The organism is Hymenobacter endophyticus, assembly GCF_032464715.1.
GTDB lineage: Bacteria > Bacteroidota > Bacteroidia > Cytophagales > Hymenobacteraceae > Hymenobacter > Hymenobacter endophyticus.
The window spans coordinates 203,031-219,951 of record NZ_JAWDJT010000006.1 but is presented as its reverse complement, the minus strand read 5'-3'; the positions used below and the strand labels follow the sequence as shown (position 1 = coordinate 219,951).

Genomic DNA, 16,921 nt, shown 5'->3' with positions numbered 1-16,921 from the left:
GCTCCTGTCAACTGCTGCCTGAAAAAGGAATTTACTTAAACGACAACGGAACCACCAGCTTCACGCTCACCGTGCGGCCCATGTTGAACACGCCCTGCCGGCCGCTGGTGTAGTTGATAGCCGTGTATTTCAACCGGCTGAGGTGATTCTGATACGCGACATCAAACAGGTTGTTGGCCGCTAGGTACACCGAAATCAACGTCCGGTCCTTGCCCGATACCACATCCGTACCCAGGCCGGCGTGCACCAGCGTATAGCCGGACGTAGGCGTTTCCGTATCGAAGGCGGAGAAGATGCGGTTTTGCCGGAAGTTGTGCTCCATAGTGGCCCGGGCATACAGGTTGCGCAGCCGCGAAGAGCTTACCTTCCGGAAATTCACCCGCAGCTCCGACTGCAGCCGGTCGGCGGGGATGAAGGGCAGGTTGCGCTGCCCGGCCGGCTGATCCAGCTGCACGGCCCGCACCATGGAAAAGGTGTTTTCGAAATGCAGCCAGTCCAGGGGGTGGGGGTGAATATCCAGGCTGACCTCGCCCCCCACCAGGCGGGCGTCGCCCTGCCCGTAGCGAAACACCCGGTCACCCTCCGCCGATACCGAGTCCTGACCGGTGGGCGTGGTGAGGGCCCGGGGAAAGATGTAGTTACTGATGCGGTTGCGGAATACGTCGGCCGAAAGACTCACGTGGTCTGAAATAAAGCTCAGCCCCCCGTCCAGCTGGAAGCTGGTTTCGGCCTTCAGGTCTGCTTCCCCGATTTCGTAGCGCACCGTGCCCTCGTGGATACCGTTGGAGCCCAGCTCGGCAATGTTAGGCGCCCGAAACCCACGCGCGGCATTGGCCTTGAGCAGCCATTTCTCGCTGAGGTTGTATGCCCCGCCCACGCTGCCGCTCACGTTGCGGAAGGTGCTCCGGAAGCCCGGAAATTTCTCCTCCCCCTGGCCGGTGGGTACGGGCTGCTCCTCATCGTTGAGGTAGAGGGCGTCGGCCGTAATACGGCGCACATCGTAGCGCAGGCCCCCGCTCACATCCAGCTTCCCGAAGCTTTTGCGCGTCACGCCGAACAGGCCCCCGTCCCAGAGGCGGTAAGCCGGAATCAGAAATTCCACCCCCTTATTTTGGTTTTCCTGCCCCATGCCGCTCACGCCCACTGTGGTATTCCAGCCCTGCATTTCCGGCAAATACCAGCGCAGGGCGTAGTCCACGGTGCGCAGTTGAAAGAACAGGGACTTCTCGTAGTAATCTTCGGGGTTGCCGAACTCCCGGCGCAGGTTCTGCTGCCAGTTCACGTTCAGCGTAACCCGGTGCTGGCCCAGCACAAAGTTGTTATCGGTGCCGATGCGCAGGTGGTTAATTTGTTGGCGGGGCACATCGAGGCCGTAGCCCGAAAAGCCGCTGCCATTAACTATCTGCGTTTCACCTAGGCCGTTCACCCGCGTAAACCGGCCCGAGGTGCTGTCCCGTTCGCCCTCAATCAGGCCCAGAATCTGGTTGAAGGAACTGACGGTGAGGTGGGAGTAGCCCCAGCTTTTGTTGAGGCCCACGTAGCCGCTACCGTTCAGCTCCCGGAATCCTGAGTTGTACACCCGCCCGTCGTAGGGGTTGCGGTAGTCGGCGGCCACTTTGCCCGAGCCCCGCACCTGCCAGTTGAACCCATTCAGGTTGCCTGCATTCCACACGGAATAGCCCTGCTGGTAATTGTTGGTTTGGTAGTTGGCCGTTACCGAGCCCAGCACTCGACCGTCGTCCACCGGGTCGGGAGCCAGAAAATTGATAACGCCAGCCAGCCCATCAGAGCCATACAGCAGGGAGCCGGGGCCTTTGATAATTTCGGCCCTGTCAATGCTGTACTCGTCGATTTCGATGCCGTGCTCGTCGCCCCACTGCTGCCCTTCCTGCTTACTGCCGTTGTTGAGGGTAATTACGCGGTTGGCCCCCAACCCCCGGATAATGGGCTTACTGATGGCCGCGCCGGTGGTAATCTGGTTGAGGCCGGGCGTGTGGGCCAGGGCATCTATGGCGTTGGTGGCAGCCGTCTGGCGTAAGCGGGTCTGGTCGACCACGGAGGTAGGCACCGGGGAGCGGCGCATTTCCGTGCTGGCCGATACCCCCGTTACCACTACCTGCCCAATTTCAGTTTCGGCGGGCGTGAGGGCCGCATCCAGCCCGGTACCGGCGCCGGTATTCACGGTGCGCACCACGGTGGTATAGCCCACGAAGCGCACCTGCATCAGGAAACGGCCCCGGGGCAGGTTGGCAAACCGAAAGTTGCCTTCCGCATCGGTGGCGGTGGCTTGTTTAAGGTCGGGAAATACCACGGTGGCGCCGGGCAAGGCTTCACCGGTGGCCGCATCGGTAATGTGGCCGGTAACGGGAGTGGCAGCCGGGCGGGTAGAGCGGGAAGCAGCGGCGGGGTTAAGGGTTGGTTGCTCGGGCAGAGTTTGGGCCAAGGCCTGGCCGGCTAGCAGCAACAGGCCGGTAGTAAGTAAGGGTCGGGACATAGAAACGCAAATTACACGCTGGCAAGGAACGAGAAATGCAGCCTGAAAGCTGCACTGGGCCGAAAACGAAAGAAAACACCGACCAAGGGCCGGTGCCTTCCTGAAATTTCTCCACAACCAAAACGGGAGAAAAAATGATGGAGAGGCCGTTTGCAGCCAGCCCCTCCTGTTATTACATGGTGAAGTTGTGAAGGGTGAAATTGTGAGGCATGATGAACAGGGCCCGCCATCCTGAGCCTGCGAAGGACTCTATCATGTCTGCGCGACTACCCTCTTAACAACTCGGGCTAACAGAAGGAAGGCCCTACGCAAGCTGAGGATGACAGTCTCACCACTTCACCTTTCACCACTTTACCGCCTCACTTATTTCACCGTAACCGGGAAATCAACTTCGACGTCCGTGTCGCCGGGGGTGGCGCTGCCGTTCTTAGTGCCGGGCTGGTGCCGGAGCGTAACGCGCAACGTACCTGCCGTAGCCGAGGCTGCCGCCGTTTGCAGGCGGGTTTCCAGGCCTACTTCCAGGTTGTTTTTGTCCTTATCGGTACGCGTTACAGTGAGGTTCACGTTTGAAGGAGTGTAGACAAAGAGGTGCTCATCAGCCTCCTCCTTGACCTCCGCCGATATGTCCTCGGCTGGGGTCTTGGTTTCATCGAGCAGCACAATTTTGCCGGTGTAGGTGGTGTTAGCCGCCAGCGTAAGGCCGCTAATTACCGGAGCCGCACCCCCGTCCCCATCCACGTCGCGGTACTGGGCCGTGAGTGTGCTGCCGCCAGTGGTCGGCGTCAGTTCGTAGCGTACCGTAGTAATTTGCTCGTTGTCATCGTCGGGCGTGGGCGTGTCGTTGTCGTCGGAGCAGCTGCTGAGTAGGGGAGCAGCGGCCAGAGCGGCCAGGAAAGCGGAGCGGAAAAGCAGGTTGTTCATGGGGTTGGGGGAAATGAAGAGTGGAAGTAAATAGGATTAGTGGCTGTCTTCCTCGTCCACATCGGCACCTACCAGGGCCAGGCGCAGGGGCTGGCCGGTTACGGTAAAGGTGGAATGCTCGGAGAGGTCGGTTTTGCGCAGCATGTGCACCTTGCCCTGGGGGGCGTTGGTCACGTACACGTAGCGGCGGCTGGCCGCGAGGTAGGGCGTAGCAGCTTTGGCATCGAGCAGCCCGGTCAGGGAGCGGCTGGCGGTGCGCGTACCAGTGGCGGCATCGTACACGCTCAGCGTACCCTGCTCATCCAGGATGAATACGCTGCTGCCTTCCTCATCCAGAGCCACGCGCACGAAGGTGGCCGTAGTGCCTACCTGCGTCATGGTGCGGGCGGATGGGTCGATGCGGAACACGCCGTAGTTGTTGCGGGAACCCAGGAAGGTGCGCGCTTTTTTGGCGTAGTAAATGGTGGAAAGCCAGTTGCTGCCGGCCCCGGCCGGGTACGGAATCAGCTGCTGCTCCCCAGTTTGCTTTACCACTAATACCCCACTGGCCGAGCCAAACAGGGCCTGCTGCCCGTCGCCGGCGTCGCCGTGAATGCCTTGGGTGGTCACCGTGGGCGCACTCACCACCGTGCCTTGAGTGTTCACCAGCTTCACCTGCTCCGGCAAGGAGCCTAATACCGTGTTATTCTTGTGCGTAACGGCGTAGGTACCATTGTCAAACAAGATCATGGCGCCGTGGTGGGCGGCCCCCGTTACAAAGCTGGTTGGGGCCGGCACGGTGTGCAGCTGGCCTTCTTCCACGTAGCTAATCGAGGCCGTGCCGTCGTTGAAAATGCTGATTTTGTTGTGTGAAGCATACACGTGCGAAGGGGTAAGGCCCACCGATCTGGTGAGGCCCCATTTGGGCGTGCCCTTCACGTGCACATGGTCGTCGTGGCGGTCAATGCCCGTGTCAAAAAACTCTACCAAGTTGTTGCCGGAACTCACCACGGCTGCCCAGCGCCCAGTGGCCGAAGGATACACCGACGCCCCGCCGTAGCCGGCCTGAAAAGCGGTCTGCTCGCTTTTGGCGGGGTTGAGCAGAGTTACCGTGTTGGAGGTTTTGTCGGTGATGAGCAGGCGGGCAAAGCTGCTTTCAGTTTCGGGGGCGGCAGTTTCTTCTTCCCGCTCGTTTTTGTCGCAGGAAGACAAGAGACTACCCCCGGCCATAGTGAACAAGGAAAGGAAAAGAGCAGGACGGTTAAAAGTCAGTTTCATAGAGTCAGAAAGAGGAAAGGCGAAAAGATTACATGGCGAGGCGCAGCCGCAGCGTCACGTTGCGGCCCATCTCATCGGCGAAGTAGCGGTACCGGTTCAGGTAGTCGCGGTAGCGCTGGTTGAGCAGGTTGGAGCCTGCCACGCTCAACTCCAGGGGCAGGCGGCCCCAGCGCAACGTGGTGCCCGCTTCCAGACCCAGTAGCCCGTAGCCGGCCGGGGGCTCCCGGTAGTCCCGCTCGGCGTAGTTGCGTGGTATTCGGGTCTGGCGGGCCACGCTCGTGCCCAGAGCTTGTATATAGGTGTCACGCAGGCGGCTATCGGCGCGGTTTTTCAAATCGTAGCGCAGGCTCAGCTCAGCCCGGTCGGCGGGCATGAAGATCAGCCACTCATCCTGGCTGGTGTCCCGGCCCCGTACCACGGCCACCTTCCCGCCCAGCTGCCATTGCGGCCCCAGCACGTAAGAGCCACTCAAATCGAAGCCCCGCAGCGTGGCGTTGGTTTGCCGGAGCTGCCAGCTGGACAGCACGCCCCGGATGTTCACCACCGGTGGCAAAATGGGCGACTGATACAGGAAGTTGAGGATGCGCGTCTGGTACACGGTCAGCTCCCCGTTCAGGCGTGGGTTGTCGTGCAGGGTGGCGGTGAGGCCCAGGTTCAGGGCCGTTTCAGGCACGGCCGGGCCGTTGCCGGGCACTAGGTCGTAACCCAGCTCATACTGCGCGTTGTGCACCCCGTCACTGAACCGCTCATTGGCGGCCGGAGCGCGCCGCGTCAGGCCCGAAGCCAGCCGCAGCGCTAGGTGCGTGGAGGCATCGTACACGGCCCCCAGCGAGGCGGCCGGGGTAGTGTATTGAAAGCGGGACTTCTCCACCCCAAACACGCCGCCCATGCGGGTGGCGCGCTTCACTTGCAGGTCGCGGCGGTCCAGGCGCAGGCCGCCTTCCAGCAGCCACTTGCCCTGCTGCCACTGCTCCAGCCAGAACAGCCCGCCGGTATAGTTGGTGTAGAAGGGAATGAACTGCCGACTGCCATCGGCGTAGCGGTTGAACTGGTAAGTGCCCGCCAGTCCCACGCTCCCCGAGAAGCCGTGCCAGGCACGGTGCTCCCAGAGCAGCTCGGCGGTGGTGGTGCGGTTGGTATAGCTCAGCTCGGGTCGGTCGAGGAAGGCGCGGTTGTCGTTGCGGGGGCGGTACTTGTCGTATTCGTCGCGCCCGTCCAGCTGCTGGGCCACGGTGGTGCTCAGGCGGCCCGCGCTGCCGGTTTTCACGAAGCCTGTCACCTTGAGCACCTGGTGCTGTACCTGCTGGTATGCCCGCTCAATATCGTACGTAAAGCCGCTGGTTTCCAGGGGGCGGTTTCGGGCCACTGCCAGCAGAAAATCCTGCTGGTTGCCCACGTGCGCCGCCGGCAGAATCCCGATGCGGGTGTTGAACTGGCTGTAAAAAAGCTCCACCCCGTAAGTAGGCTTGCGCCAGCCCAAACTGCCCGAGAAGTTACCCTCTTCCAAGCCCGAGTTTTTCAGGTAGTAGCCCGGGGCGCGCATGGTGCCAGCCTTCCGCACGGTGCCCTGGGCCCGCCAGCTGAGCGCGGGCAGGCGGCGCAGGTTGCCCTCTACCATACCCGAGGCCGCCCCCAAACCGTTGTTGCTCATGCCCACCAGGTTCAGCTCCCCACCCGTGCCCACCGAGTCGCGGAGGGGGCGGGGCTGCACCAGCACTACGCCCCCGATGGCATCGGAGCCGTAGCGCACACTGGCCGCGCCTTTCACCACGGTAAGCTGAGAGGCCAGAAATGGGTCAATTTCCGGGCCGTGCTCCTGCCCCCACTGCTGCCCTTCCTGCCGCACCCCGTTGTTGAGAATGGTCACGCGGTTGGAGTGCAGCCCATGAATCATGGGCTTGAAGATGCCGGGGCCGGTTTGCAGGGCCGTTACGCCATTCACCTTCTGCAGCGCTTCCCCCAGAGTTTCCCCCCGGGTTTGTTGGAGGTCTTTTTCGGTAAGAGTAGCCGTAGCTTGGGTAGTGGGTGCCGCCGCCCGCTGCCCGCTTACCACGGCTCCTTTTAGGGCTACAGCATCGGGGTGCAGGCGGAAGTCCCGGTAGGCGGCGGCCGTCAGGCGCACCTCTGTCACTTCGGGGGCAAAGCCCACAAAGCTCACCTGCACATGGTAGATACCGGGGCAGAGGTTGTCGAGGTGGTAGTGGCCGTCGGGTTCGGTTTGAGTGGCTTGGCGGGTTTCCAGCACCACTACCGTGGCACCAGCCAGCGCGCTGCGCGACTCATGGTCCTGCACGCGGCCGCTCAGCAGCAGGGCGCAAGCCGGAGCCGAAGCCTGGGCCCACAACAGCCGGGGCAGCACGCTAAGCAGCGCCACCACCAGCCCAAGGCCAGCGCAACGGCCCCAGGATAGGCCCGGAGCACAAGAAAACATACGTAGGAGAGGGAACTGCCCGTGGTCAGGTAAACCAACCGGTGTGCTCATCGGCTGTCCGGAGCGGGCAGGGCTCCGGCAGCGGGTACGCATCTAGTCCAACTTCACAGGCGGGTACTGTCCCAACAGGAGCAGCCCGAATCAGCACACGGGTTTATGTGAGTTTAGCCCAGGCTGGGCGGGCCTCGCGGGTCGGCGGTGAGCGGGGGTAGGCAATGCCAGGCAGCTGGTAGGCTGCGGGAGGCGAGTTCGGCAAAAGCTGCTGCTACCGGCACTACCAGAGGAAGCGCGGCAGCCGGCTCAAACGCCGACTTGAAAAACTGGTCCGCGTCGCAGTGCTGGTGCTTGGCCGAAACTAGGGCTTTCCCCTTGGGCCAGCCAGTAGCCTGCGTGGGTTCCTCGGTGGTGTGCTCGTGCTGGTGCAGCGCCAGTACCCACGTGTCCGGCAGCAGCACCCGCACAAAGCACAGGAGCAGCACAAGAGCCAGCCGGGAACGAAGAGTACGCATTTGCAACAATGTGTCGAACACGAGCAAAGGTAACCGGAAAACCGAAAGGCCAATTTTCTGCCCCGGAAAAAAATTGAGCATCACGCAAGCGTAACTCTGCGGCAATACCCAGGCAATAGCCACTTCCCACCTTTGTGGTGCAAATAGTTGAGGAAGAATACCATGAAAAAGCTGACAAACCGATTATTGCGCCAACTAGCGCAAGCACTGAGGCCCGCTGCTACCAAAGGCCAGCAGGCTAACCCCGAGCAATTATTCGTATGAGTGGCAGCGCCAAGCTGGCCTTCGGCTACCGGCCTGGGCGCTTTGGCTACCGCATCCGCCAGCTGGCGGTAGTACCGCCTGTGGCAGTGGCTTACTCCATTGATAGTCAGTTGAGTGTCATTGGTAAAACAGCCGCCTGAGCATCAGTCTGGTAAACGGCCGGGTTGGGCGAGAATCGGACCGGGGTGAACGAATACGGCGGCAGCGAGCCTATGCTGGCCGGTAGTTTTGTAGCCTGCTCCGCCACTTGGCCGGGCCCGGCTGCTATGGTGCGTACGCTCAATTCTCTGGCTACCCAATGGGTGCCAAACCTGCATTTGCTTCGGTGGGATTGGCAAGAACCTCTCTCGGCGGCCGGTTTTCGGGCCGCTTTCAACCGGCTGTTGCTACAGTCCCAGCAGCTCCGGGTTACACACTGGCTGGTCGATGTGTCGCATGCCCCCGTGGTGGGGTTTGAGGAGCAGGCTTGGCTCAGTGAACTGTGGCTGCCAGACTTTGCTGAACTGCCCGTACGAACAATTGCGCTGGTGCTGCCTACCAATCTGCACAACCAACTGGTAGTGGAAAGCGTGCTGGCTGATGGGCGGCGCTTGGTGCGGGCAGAGGTACAGTTCTTCTCCGACGTGGTATCGGCGCTGGATTGGCTTACTGAATCGGATGAGCAGGCTGCCGCGCAAATGGAACAGGAGTGGCAACGCACTACTAAGCCGCAAATTAGTGCTTTGGTGCGCTGAACCGGGTGTGGAGTAAGGTGGGTGCCTGGATGGAGAGCAGGTTGGCGGCGCTGTCAAACTGACAGCCGAGTGTAGGTTGGAACGGGGTTTGAAACGGCCGAAACTGCGCGGTTCGCCGGCTTACAAGCTGGCAAATCGTCTGATGTTGTTTTCATTCACTCCTTCCTAATTCGTTATGCAAGAGAAAGGTAGCATCTCAATTCACACTGAGAATATCTTCCCCATCATCAAGAAGTTCCTGTACTCTGACCACGAGATTTTCCTGCGAGAATTGGTCAGCAATGCCGTGGACGCTTCCCAGAAGCTGAAAAGCCTGGGCCAGCTGGGCGAGTTTAAAGGCGAGCTGGGCGAGCTGAAAGTAACGGTGAGCGTGGATAAGGAAGCCCGCACCATCACCATCTCGGACCGCGGCCTGGGCATGACGGCCGAGGAAATCAAGAAGTACATCAACCAGATTGCCTTCTCCGGCGCCACTGAGTTTGTGGAGCAGTATAAGGAGAAGGACGCCGCCACCAAAGACCAGATTATCGGTCAGTTTGGCTTGGGCTTCTACTCGGCCTTTATGGTCGCCAAGGAGGTGGAAATCTTCTCCCAGAGCTACAAAGAAGGCACCGAAGCTGCCCATTGGATATGCGACGGTAGCACGGAGTTCAGCCTGGAAACCACCGACAAGGCCGACCGGGGCACCGACGTGGTGCTGCACGTGGCCGAGGATTCCGACGAGTTTCTGGAGCCCCAGCGCCTAAAGGGCATCCTCACCAAGTACTGCAAGTTCCTGCCTATTCCCATTGAGTTCGAGGGTGAGGTAATCAATCAAACCCAGCCCATCTGGACCAAGCAGCCCTCGGAGCTGACCGATGAGGACTACACCAAGTTCTACCAGGAGCTGTACCCTTTCTCGGAGCCCCCGCTGTTCTGGATTCACCTGAATGTGGATTACCCCTTCAACCTGACGGGTATCCTGTACTTCCCTAAGGTGAAGGACGAGCTGCAGTTCCAGCGCAACAAAATCCAGTTGTACTCGCGCCAAGTGTTCATCACCGATGAGGTGAAGGACGTGGTGCCCGAGTTCCTGATGCTACTACACGGCGTTATCGACTCGCCGGACATTCCATTAAACGTGTCGCGCAGCTTCCTGCAGGCCGACGCGGCGGTGCGCAAAATTAACCAGTACATCACCAAGAAGGTAGCCGACAAGCTCAGCGAGCTATTCCGCAAGGACCGCGCCGGCTACGAGCAGAAGTGGTCGGATATCGGCCTGTTCGTGAAGTACGGCATGCTCTCCGACGAGAAGTTCTACGACAAAGCCAAGGATTTTGCGCTGGTACAGAACGTATCCGGCAAGCTGTTCACGCTGCCCGAGTACCAGGAGTTCGTGCAGGCCAACCAGAAGGACAAGAACGAGCAGACCGTGGTGCTGTACACCACCGACGCGGAGGCCCAGCATGGCTTCGTGCAGGCCGCCCAGGACCGGGGCTACGATGTGCTGGAACTCAACGGCCCGCTCGACTCGCACTTCATCGGCCAGTTAGAACAGAAGCTCGAAAAAACCACTTTCAAGCGCGTGGACGCCGATACGGTGGGCAAGCTCATTGAGAAGGACGATACTACCGAGAGCGTGCTCAGCGAGGATGACAAAACCAAGCTAACTGAGGTATTCAAGCAGGCCATCAGCAACGAGCAGATGTACGTGCAGGTGGAAGCTCTTTCGCCCCAGGATGCGCCGGTGGTTATCACCCTGCCCGAGTTTATGCGCCGCATGAAGGATATGCAGCGGGCCGGTGGCGGCGGTGGTATGCAGATGTTCGGCAGCCTGCCCGACAGCTACACGGTGAGCGTAAATGCCAACCACCCCGTAGCCCAGCGCGTGCTGAATGCCGAGGGCGAAGCCGGCAGCAAGCTGGCCCGCCAGGCCTTCGACCTCGCGTTGCTGGCCCAGGGTATGCTGAAAGGGGAGGCTCTAACTGCCTTCGTGAAACGTAGCGCTGACTTGCTGGCTGCTGAGTAGTAGTAGAAAGTCTTAAAAGTTTAAAATGGTACAAAGCGCCGACCAGTGACAGGGTCGGCGCTTTGCTTTTGTGGAAATTGCAAGGTGAGCGTTGCTTCATGCTAAGCCACTCGCTCAGGTTTTAGGAAGCCGAAACCTCCTGAGCGAGTATCTCAGTAGCTAACTCTCGTCTTCAGCCGGCTCAGTCACTCTATCGTGGGCACCAAATCCCTTTATATTTACGTTCGTTGCTGCAAATCCTGCCTGATACTTTGATGCGTCCGTTGCGTTTGTTTCTTCTTGTGCCGGGGTTGTGGCTGGTTGCGGCCTGCTCGCACAAAACCGTTTCCTTCAACAGCCGCCCCGATGCGCCCATAACCCTGGCCGCTGCCGATACGCTGACTACGGCGGCCGATACCGCCAGTGCCCCTTCCTTGGTGGCCAAGCGCGTAAGCATGACCAAGGAACAAGAGCGCGCCGCCAAGGACAAGGAAAAGGCTGCGCAACGCAAGCCTAAAAAGAAGAAGAATATCTTCCTGGGGGAACGAATCAAGAAGGGCTATGCGAAATCGGGCCCCAAGGGGAAAAATCAGAAGGTGGAAATCTTTTATTACCTGCGCACCTTCCAGCAGCCCAACCCATTTGCCCCGGCCCGCTACTACTTCAATCCCCGCAAGCGCAAAATATTCAAAGCCAGTACTGAGCTGAATGCCTCAACGGATAAGGTGCTGCACGGGCCCTACAAAATGCTGCAGGGCGGCAAGGTCATTGAAACTGGCTATTTCGCCTTCGGTACCCGCCACCTGCGCTGGGAGCGGCTCACCCGCGACAATACCCTGCTCACCAAAACGCACTACGAAATGGGCTTCCCGCGTGACGCTAACATCACGTACTATGATGCAAGCCAGAAGCAGGTAAAAGAAGTAGTGCCCTATCTCAACGGCAAGCTGGAAGGCGACTACGTGCGCTACAACGAAAACGGGCAGCTGGAATGGTCGGGCCAGTTTGAAAACGGCAAGCGCGTGGGCAACTGGGACCGATACTGGGGTTTTCGCAACACCCGGAACCGCCTGCGCTACCAGTACCAATACGGCGAATCGGGGTATGAGCCGGAAGTAACCGAGCCAGTACTGGTAAAGGAATACAACCGCAACGGGGTGCTCATTTACGAAAAAGACAAACTCGACAACCGCGACAAACCCGACACCGCCCGCCCCGGCAGGAGGTGATTTAGTGAAATAGTGATTTAGTGAGTTTGACGTTCTTTTTGCTTGCGCCGACTTTGCACAAAGAATATCAAACTCACTAAATCACCGCTTACCAAAACGCGTCCTCAAAATGCTCCAGGCGCAGGCCGGTGGCGGTGGGGGAGAGAGCAATGATATCGAATCGTATGTCGCCGGACCAGTGTAGCTCTTCCTGTACTTGCTCAGCTGCCAACCGGAACAGCTGACGTTTGCGCTCCGTGACAAATTCCTCGGGGTAACCATAGTGTGCGGAGGAGCGCGCCTTCACTTCCACGAATACCAACAGCCGACTGCCCCGCCGCACAATCAGGTCTACCTCCGCCCGGCGGTGGCGGTAATTGCGCTGCACCAATTCATAACCAAGAACCAACAAGTGCTGCAAGGCCGCTTCTTCGCCGTCCTGTCCGAGTTGATGCGCAGTTACCATCGGAGAAAATAAGGATACAAGGCAGACACTCACCGCAGCACTCTGCTGGTGCTAAATCTAGTACCTTTGCGCGTTTCCGTGTGGTGGCCTTCTCTTTTTCTGTTGATATGAACACGTATTCTGCCTGCGTAACGCCAGTAGCTGCTAGCCAGGGCCCCGAGCGGGCCGCTGGGGTTCCTTCTCCCGGTCAGAACCGGCGCGTAACGGTGCAGCGGCTGGGAGCGGTAGCCTATCAGCCTACCTGGGAGTTGCAGGAGCAACTGCTGGCGGATACACTGACGGTAAAAACCCGTAACCGTGACGCCCAGGCTGCTGGCCAAACGCCCGAGCTAACCAGCAACTACCTGCTGCTGTGCGAGCATCCGCACGTGTACACGCTGGGCAAAAGCGGCAAGCCCGAACATCTGCTGCTGGATGAGGCCAGCCTGCTTGCCCACGATGCCACTTTCCACCGCATCAACCGGGGGGGCGACATCACCTACCACGGCCCCGGCCAGCTGGTGGGCTACCCCATCTTCGACCTCGACAACTTCTTCACCGACATTCACCGCTATCTGCGTCTGCTGGAAGAGGCCGTTATTCTGACTCTGGCCGACTACGGTGTGCCAGCTGGCCGGATAGCCGGGCTTACCGGCGTCTGGATTGATTTTGAAGAGGGCGCCCCCAATCCGCGCAAAATCTGCGCAATAGGCGTGAAGTGCAGCCGCTGGGTTACCATGCACGGCTTCGCCCTCAATGTAAACACCGACCTCTCGTACTTCGGTCACATTGTGCCCTGCGGTATCACCGATAAAGCTGTTACCTCCCTGCAGGCTGAGCTGGGCCGGCCGGTGCCCGTAACGGAGGTGCAGGAACGACTATTGCCCCACCTTGCCCAATTATTTGGCGCTGAGTTTGTATAGCGTACCAAGTTGCATGAAAAAAGACATTGACTTTGACCCGGTAACGGGCGTTATGGTGGCCATTGTGCCCGACGACACAGTAGCCACGACCGAAGGCCAGCCCGGCTGGTTGGTCTACCTGATCAATGACAACGACTTCCCCCTGGAAAACGTCATCGTCAGCTCCAACGGCTACGGTACCAATGCCGAGGGGGAAGCCATCCGCACATCCACCCTGCGCCACGTGCTGCCGGAAGTTCAACCCTGCGCGGCCGTACCCATTGAGCCCATTGATCCGGCTCTGTTTCACCTCAATAATCAGTATTGGGTGAGCTACTACGTGGATAAACAGGTGTTCGACAAGAAATTCATCTTCGTGCCGGATTCCATTGTAGCCGAAAATCTGACACCCATTGTTCTCCTGCTTGGTCAACCTGGTATCCTGCACAACTAAGTAGTTATCTTTGTGCCTCGCTTGCTTAGATTTAAGCTGAGGCGCGTTTTCACAACAGCCGACTCCGCAATGAGTACACTCGAAATTCAGTTGGGCCTGTCCTCCTTATGGGCGTTTCTGGTAGCACTGTTTGCCGTCCCGTCCATTATTTACGTAGCCCACCTGAAAAACATGCTCGATACGCCTAACGCGCGTACCGTGCACGAGTCGCTGACGCCGCGCCTGGGCGGAGTGGCCGTTTTTGCCGGGTTCATGTCGGCGCTTACCATTTTCGCTCCGCTGCAAAATGGCGTGCAGGAGCTACTGGCCGGCTGTATCGTGCTGTTCTTCGTGGGCTTGAAGGATGACTTGGTTAGTATTTCCGTTGCCAAGAAGTTTGTGGGCCAGCTTTTGGCTACCGGGGTGGTGATGATCATGGCCGATGTGCGTATTACTAGCTTCCAAGGCATTCTGGGTATTCAGGAGTTGCCCATTGGCATCAGCTACGCCTTCACTTTCTTCGCCATCGTGGGCATCACCAATGCCATCAACCTCATTGATGGGCTAGATGGGTTGGCCGGTAGCATTGTGCTCATTATCTGCAGCACCTTTGGCTATTACTTCTACCGCTACGGCGGCCCCGATTTTCAGAACTACGTGTTTGTAGCGGTGTGCGTAATTGGTGGCCTGCTCGGCTTTCTGCGCTATAACTTCCATAAAGCCACCATCTTCATGGGCGACACCGGCTCCTTGGTTTGCGGCTTTATCGTGTCCATTCTCACCATCCAATTCATTGAGATGGGGCTGAAAGTGCCAGGCCAGCCATTCGCCTCCTCAGCCCCTTCAGTAGCTGTAGGTATTCTATTTGTGCCCTTGTTCGACACGTTGCGGGTATTCATCGTCCGGATGATGGCGGGCCGTTCACCATTCTCCCCCGACAAAAACCATGTGCATCACCGCATTCTGGCCATGGGTTTCCAACAGATTGGCACGGTTATCCTCCTGGGGCTGCTCAATATCGTCGTCATTCTCTTCGTTATTAACTTTTCCTACCTCGGCAATACCTGGTTGATTGCTACGCTCATCGCCTTCTCGCTGCTTCTGAGTGTTTTCTTGGGTGTGTACCACAGTCGGGCTGAGCGGCAGCGGGTGGCCTCGTAAGCGTATTTCCTTACAACGGTGCTGAACACCTGGCGTTTCTGGATATGGGGTCTGTGGTTACTACTGTTGGGGTTGCCCCTGGCTCAGGCTGCCTACGCAGCAGAGTACCGGCCACTGGCACCCGCTCCACGGGCCGGCCTCACCGCCGACTGGCTAATATTTAACGAGTCCCGCAACCGCCTCGTGCTATATCTGCCCGATTACCACGCGCCGGTTCACGCGTATTACCAGTGGCTTTCAATTCGGCCGGGTAAGCCCTTGCGCATCAGCTTCACCGCCCGCGAAAGATTGAGCCTGTTTCTGGACAACCGTTTGGTGTTTAGCGCCCGTACGCCAGCTTCCTATACCATAGACTTGGCGGCTCTTCTGCCGCCTGGCAGCCAGCCTGGTTCTCACTTGCTCTGTGTATGGCAGCCTGATGCCGTGCCAAACCTGGCCTCTTTTACCAATACAGTTCCGCTAGTAACACCTGCTAAGGCGGGCCAACCTAGTACGGCTCCCCTGGCTGCACAACCACGTCCGCGTGGGCACCAGGGCCAGAATGTGTTTGTCGCTTTCCTGCTACTGATTGGTTTGTGTTATGGTGGCCTGCGCGCCACCTACCAGCCCAGCTTTGCCCGGATTTACCAGTTGGATGGCCTGTGGGGTAAAGCCGCTACCGACCAGGATTTTCTCGTAAAGCCAACCCTCACTTGGCTTAATCTGGTGCTTGTTCTGCTGTTTTCGCTCTCCTTCGCGCTTCTGCTGGTAGCCATACATACTAATATTCAAAGTATTGTTATCCTGCGAGCCCTGTTTGATGTGGCGGAGTCGGCTATAGTAGTGCGGGTATTGCTCTATACCGTGCTGGTAGCGGGCTTCGTGCTGGGTAAGTACCTGTTCCTGGAGTTGATGGGGTACATTTTTGACGTGACAGAACTAGTCACTATTCAATACCGTGAATTCATCCGCACCATCCTCTTCATGGGCCTCTTTTTACCGGTCGTAATGCTGCTCTATCTGGGCCTGAATCAGCGGCTGCCTGAAACAGTACTGTGGGTATCCAACGGCGTGGTTTCCTTGCTGTTGATTGGGACAGTACTCCGGGTAGGGCGCACGCTGCATCGTAAAACCTCCTTACTGAATCTGCATTTGTTTTCGTACCTTTGCGCCACGGAAGTGATTCCCTTGATCATTCTGCTCAAGCTGATCGTTTTTACCTACTAGTACATCCCTGCCGGCTTCGCCGGCGGCACCTGCAACGCCCCCTTATTGCCTTAGACTTACCCACTTCTTACTATGGCCGAGAGCAAAGACCAACCGGGGACGGGCCGTCACGCCAAGCGTATCTCCAGCATCCTGGTCACCCAGCCTAAACCCACCAACGATGTGTCGCCCTACTTTTCCATTGCGGACAAGTATGGTATCAAGGTAGACTTCCGGGAATTTATCGAGGTTCAGCCCGTATCCTACAAGGACTTCCGCAAGGAGAAAGTCAATATTCCGGAGCACACGGCTGTTATCTTCACCAGCCGCAATGCTGTTGACCATTTCTTCCGCATCTGTCAGGAAGCTAAGATTGAGATGCCCGCCGAGATGAAATATTTCTGCATCTCGGAGCAGACTGCCAATTACCTGCAAAAGTATATCGTGCTCCGCAAGCGCAAGCTATTTGTAGGGCAGCGTACTGCCGCGGATCTGTTTGAGGTAATCAAGAAGCACAAGGGCGAGAAGTTCCTGTATCCGTGCTCCGACATCCGCAAGGATGATATTCCGGAGTTTATGCGGGCCAATAGCTTCAAGTTCACAGAGGCGGTTATCTACCGCACGGTGGCCAGCGACCTGTCGGATTTGTCGGACGTAAAGTACGACTGCATTGCCTTCTTTAGTCCTTCCGGCATTAGCTCCCTGTTCGTCAACTTTCCTGGTTTTGAGCAGAACGGAACTCGCATTGCTGCCTTTGGCCCCACTACTGCTAAAGCGGTGTTGGATGCCGGGCTGGAACTCGATATCGAGGCCCCACAGCCTAACGCCCCGTCCATGACCGGAGCCATCGAAGCGTACATCCGCTTACATCACGGAACTGAACTGGCGAAAGAAAAAAAAGGAAAATAATTATCGTGTATTAGCTGGCAGGAGGAAACAGATTTCTGTTTCCTCCTGTCTTTTCAGTATATTAGTTACAAGTGGCTATTC

The 16,921-nt window shown here is 58.3% G+C and carries 15 protein-coding genes; 9 read left to right on the top strand and 6 right to left on the bottom strand.

Annotated features, from left to right (window positions below; all coding sequences use genetic code 11):
* Nucleotides 1–31: 31 nt before the first annotated feature.
* The 5 genes from ROI90_RS11405 to ROI90_RS11385 all read right to left on the bottom strand — a co-directional run bounded on the left by ROI90_RS11405 (nucleotide 32) and on the right by ROI90_RS11385 (nucleotide 7,612).
* The gene (locus ROI90_RS11405) at nucleotides 32–2,494 is read right to left on the bottom strand and encodes a TonB-dependent receptor (RefSeq protein ID WP_315998470.1); all 2,463 of its coding nucleotides are present in this window, start codon (nucleotides 2,492–2,494) and stop codon (nucleotides 32–34) included.
* A gap of 363 nt (nucleotides 2,495–2,857) precedes the next feature.
* Entirely contained in the window at nucleotides 2,858–3,415 is a 558-nt protein-coding gene (locus ROI90_RS11400; protein ID WP_315998469.1) for a hypothetical protein, read from the bottom strand.
* A gap of 36 nt (nucleotides 3,416–3,451) precedes the next feature.
* Nucleotides 3,452–4,672 (bottom strand): hypothetical protein, encoded by a 1,221-nt coding sequence (locus ROI90_RS11395; RefSeq protein ID WP_315998468.1) that lies wholly within the window; start codon nucleotides 4,670–4,672, stop codon nucleotides 3,452–3,454.
* A gap of 28 nt (nucleotides 4,673–4,700) precedes the next feature.
* Nucleotides 4,701–7,103 carry a TonB-dependent receptor gene (locus ROI90_RS11390; protein WP_315998467.1) on the bottom strand — a complete coding sequence of 801 codons (2,403 nt, stop codon included), beginning with the start codon at nucleotides 7,101–7,103 and terminating at the stop codon, nucleotides 4,701–4,703.
* Between the two features lie 164 nt (nucleotides 7,104–7,267).
* The gene (locus ROI90_RS11385) at nucleotides 7,268–7,612 is read right to left on the bottom strand and encodes a hypothetical protein (protein ID WP_315998466.1); all 345 of its coding nucleotides are present in this window, start codon (nucleotides 7,610–7,612) and stop codon (nucleotides 7,268–7,270) included.
* Nucleotides 7,613–7,872: 260 nt separating this feature from the next.
* On the opposite strand from ROI90_RS11385, the gene ROI90_RS11380 reads away from it, so the two are divergent.
* From ROI90_RS11380 to ROI90_RS11365, 4 genes are all read left to right on the top strand, one after another.
* On the top strand, nucleotides 7,873–8,016 hold the full coding sequence (locus ROI90_RS11380) for a hypothetical protein (protein ID WP_315998465.1): 144 nt from the start codon (nucleotides 7,873–7,875) through the stop codon (nucleotides 8,014–8,016).
* 126 nt (nucleotides 8,017–8,142) lie between these two features.
* On the top strand, nucleotides 8,143–8,610 hold the full coding sequence (locus ROI90_RS11375) for a hypothetical protein (protein ID WP_315998464.1): 468 nt from the start codon (nucleotides 8,143–8,145) through the stop codon (nucleotides 8,608–8,610).
* Nucleotides 8,611–8,785: 175 nt separating this feature from the next.
* The gene (htpG, locus tag ROI90_RS11370) at nucleotides 8,786–10,618 is read left to right on the top strand and encodes a molecular chaperone HtpG (protein ID WP_315998463.1); all 1,833 of its coding nucleotides are present in this window, start codon (nucleotides 8,786–8,788) and stop codon (nucleotides 10,616–10,618) included.
* Between the two features lie 254 nt (nucleotides 10,619–10,872).
* A complete protein-coding gene (locus tag ROI90_RS11365; RefSeq protein ID WP_315998462.1) occupies nucleotides 10,873–11,826 on the top strand; it encodes a toxin-antitoxin system YwqK family antitoxin in 954 nt (317 codons plus the stop codon).
* A gap of 88 nt (nucleotides 11,827–11,914) precedes the next feature.
* Here ROI90_RS11365 and ROI90_RS11360 read toward each other — a convergent pair whose 3' ends face one another.
* Nucleotides 11,915–12,271, bottom strand: a complete 357-nt coding sequence (locus tag ROI90_RS11360) for a YraN family protein (protein WP_315998461.1) — start codon at nucleotides 12,269–12,271, stop codon at nucleotides 11,915–11,917.
* Between the two features lie 107 nt (nucleotides 12,272–12,378).
* Between ROI90_RS11360 and lipB the strand changes: the two genes are divergently transcribed.
* The 5 genes from lipB to ROI90_RS11335 all read left to right on the top strand — a co-directional run bounded on the left by lipB (nucleotide 12,379) and on the right by ROI90_RS11335 (nucleotide 16,840).
* Nucleotides 12,379–13,173, top strand: coding sequence for a lipoyl(octanoyl) transferase LipB (gene lipB, locus ROI90_RS11355; protein ID WP_315998460.1), 795 nt, complete (start codon nucleotides 12,379–12,381; stop codon nucleotides 13,171–13,173).
* A gap of 13 nt (nucleotides 13,174–13,186) precedes the next feature.
* A complete protein-coding gene (locus ROI90_RS11350) occupies nucleotides 13,187–13,606 on the top strand; it encodes a hypothetical protein (protein ID WP_315998459.1) in 420 nt (139 codons plus the stop codon).
* A 69-nt stretch (nucleotides 13,607–13,675) separates the two neighbouring features.
* Nucleotides 13,676–14,746: an MraY family glycosyltransferase gene (locus ROI90_RS11345; protein WP_315998458.1), complete on the top strand. Its 1,071-nt coding sequence runs from the start codon at nucleotides 13,676–13,678 to the stop codon at nucleotides 14,744–14,746.
* 18 nt (nucleotides 14,747–14,764) lie between these two features.
* Entirely contained in the window at nucleotides 14,765–15,952 is a 1,188-nt protein-coding gene (locus ROI90_RS11340) for a DUF4271 domain-containing protein (protein ID WP_315998457.1), read from the top strand.
* A gap of 72 nt (nucleotides 15,953–16,024) precedes the next feature.
* Entirely contained in the window at nucleotides 16,025–16,840 is an 816-nt protein-coding gene (locus ROI90_RS11335; protein ID WP_315998456.1) for a uroporphyrinogen-III synthase, read from the top strand.
* Nucleotides 16,841–16,921: the final 81 nt, after the last annotated feature.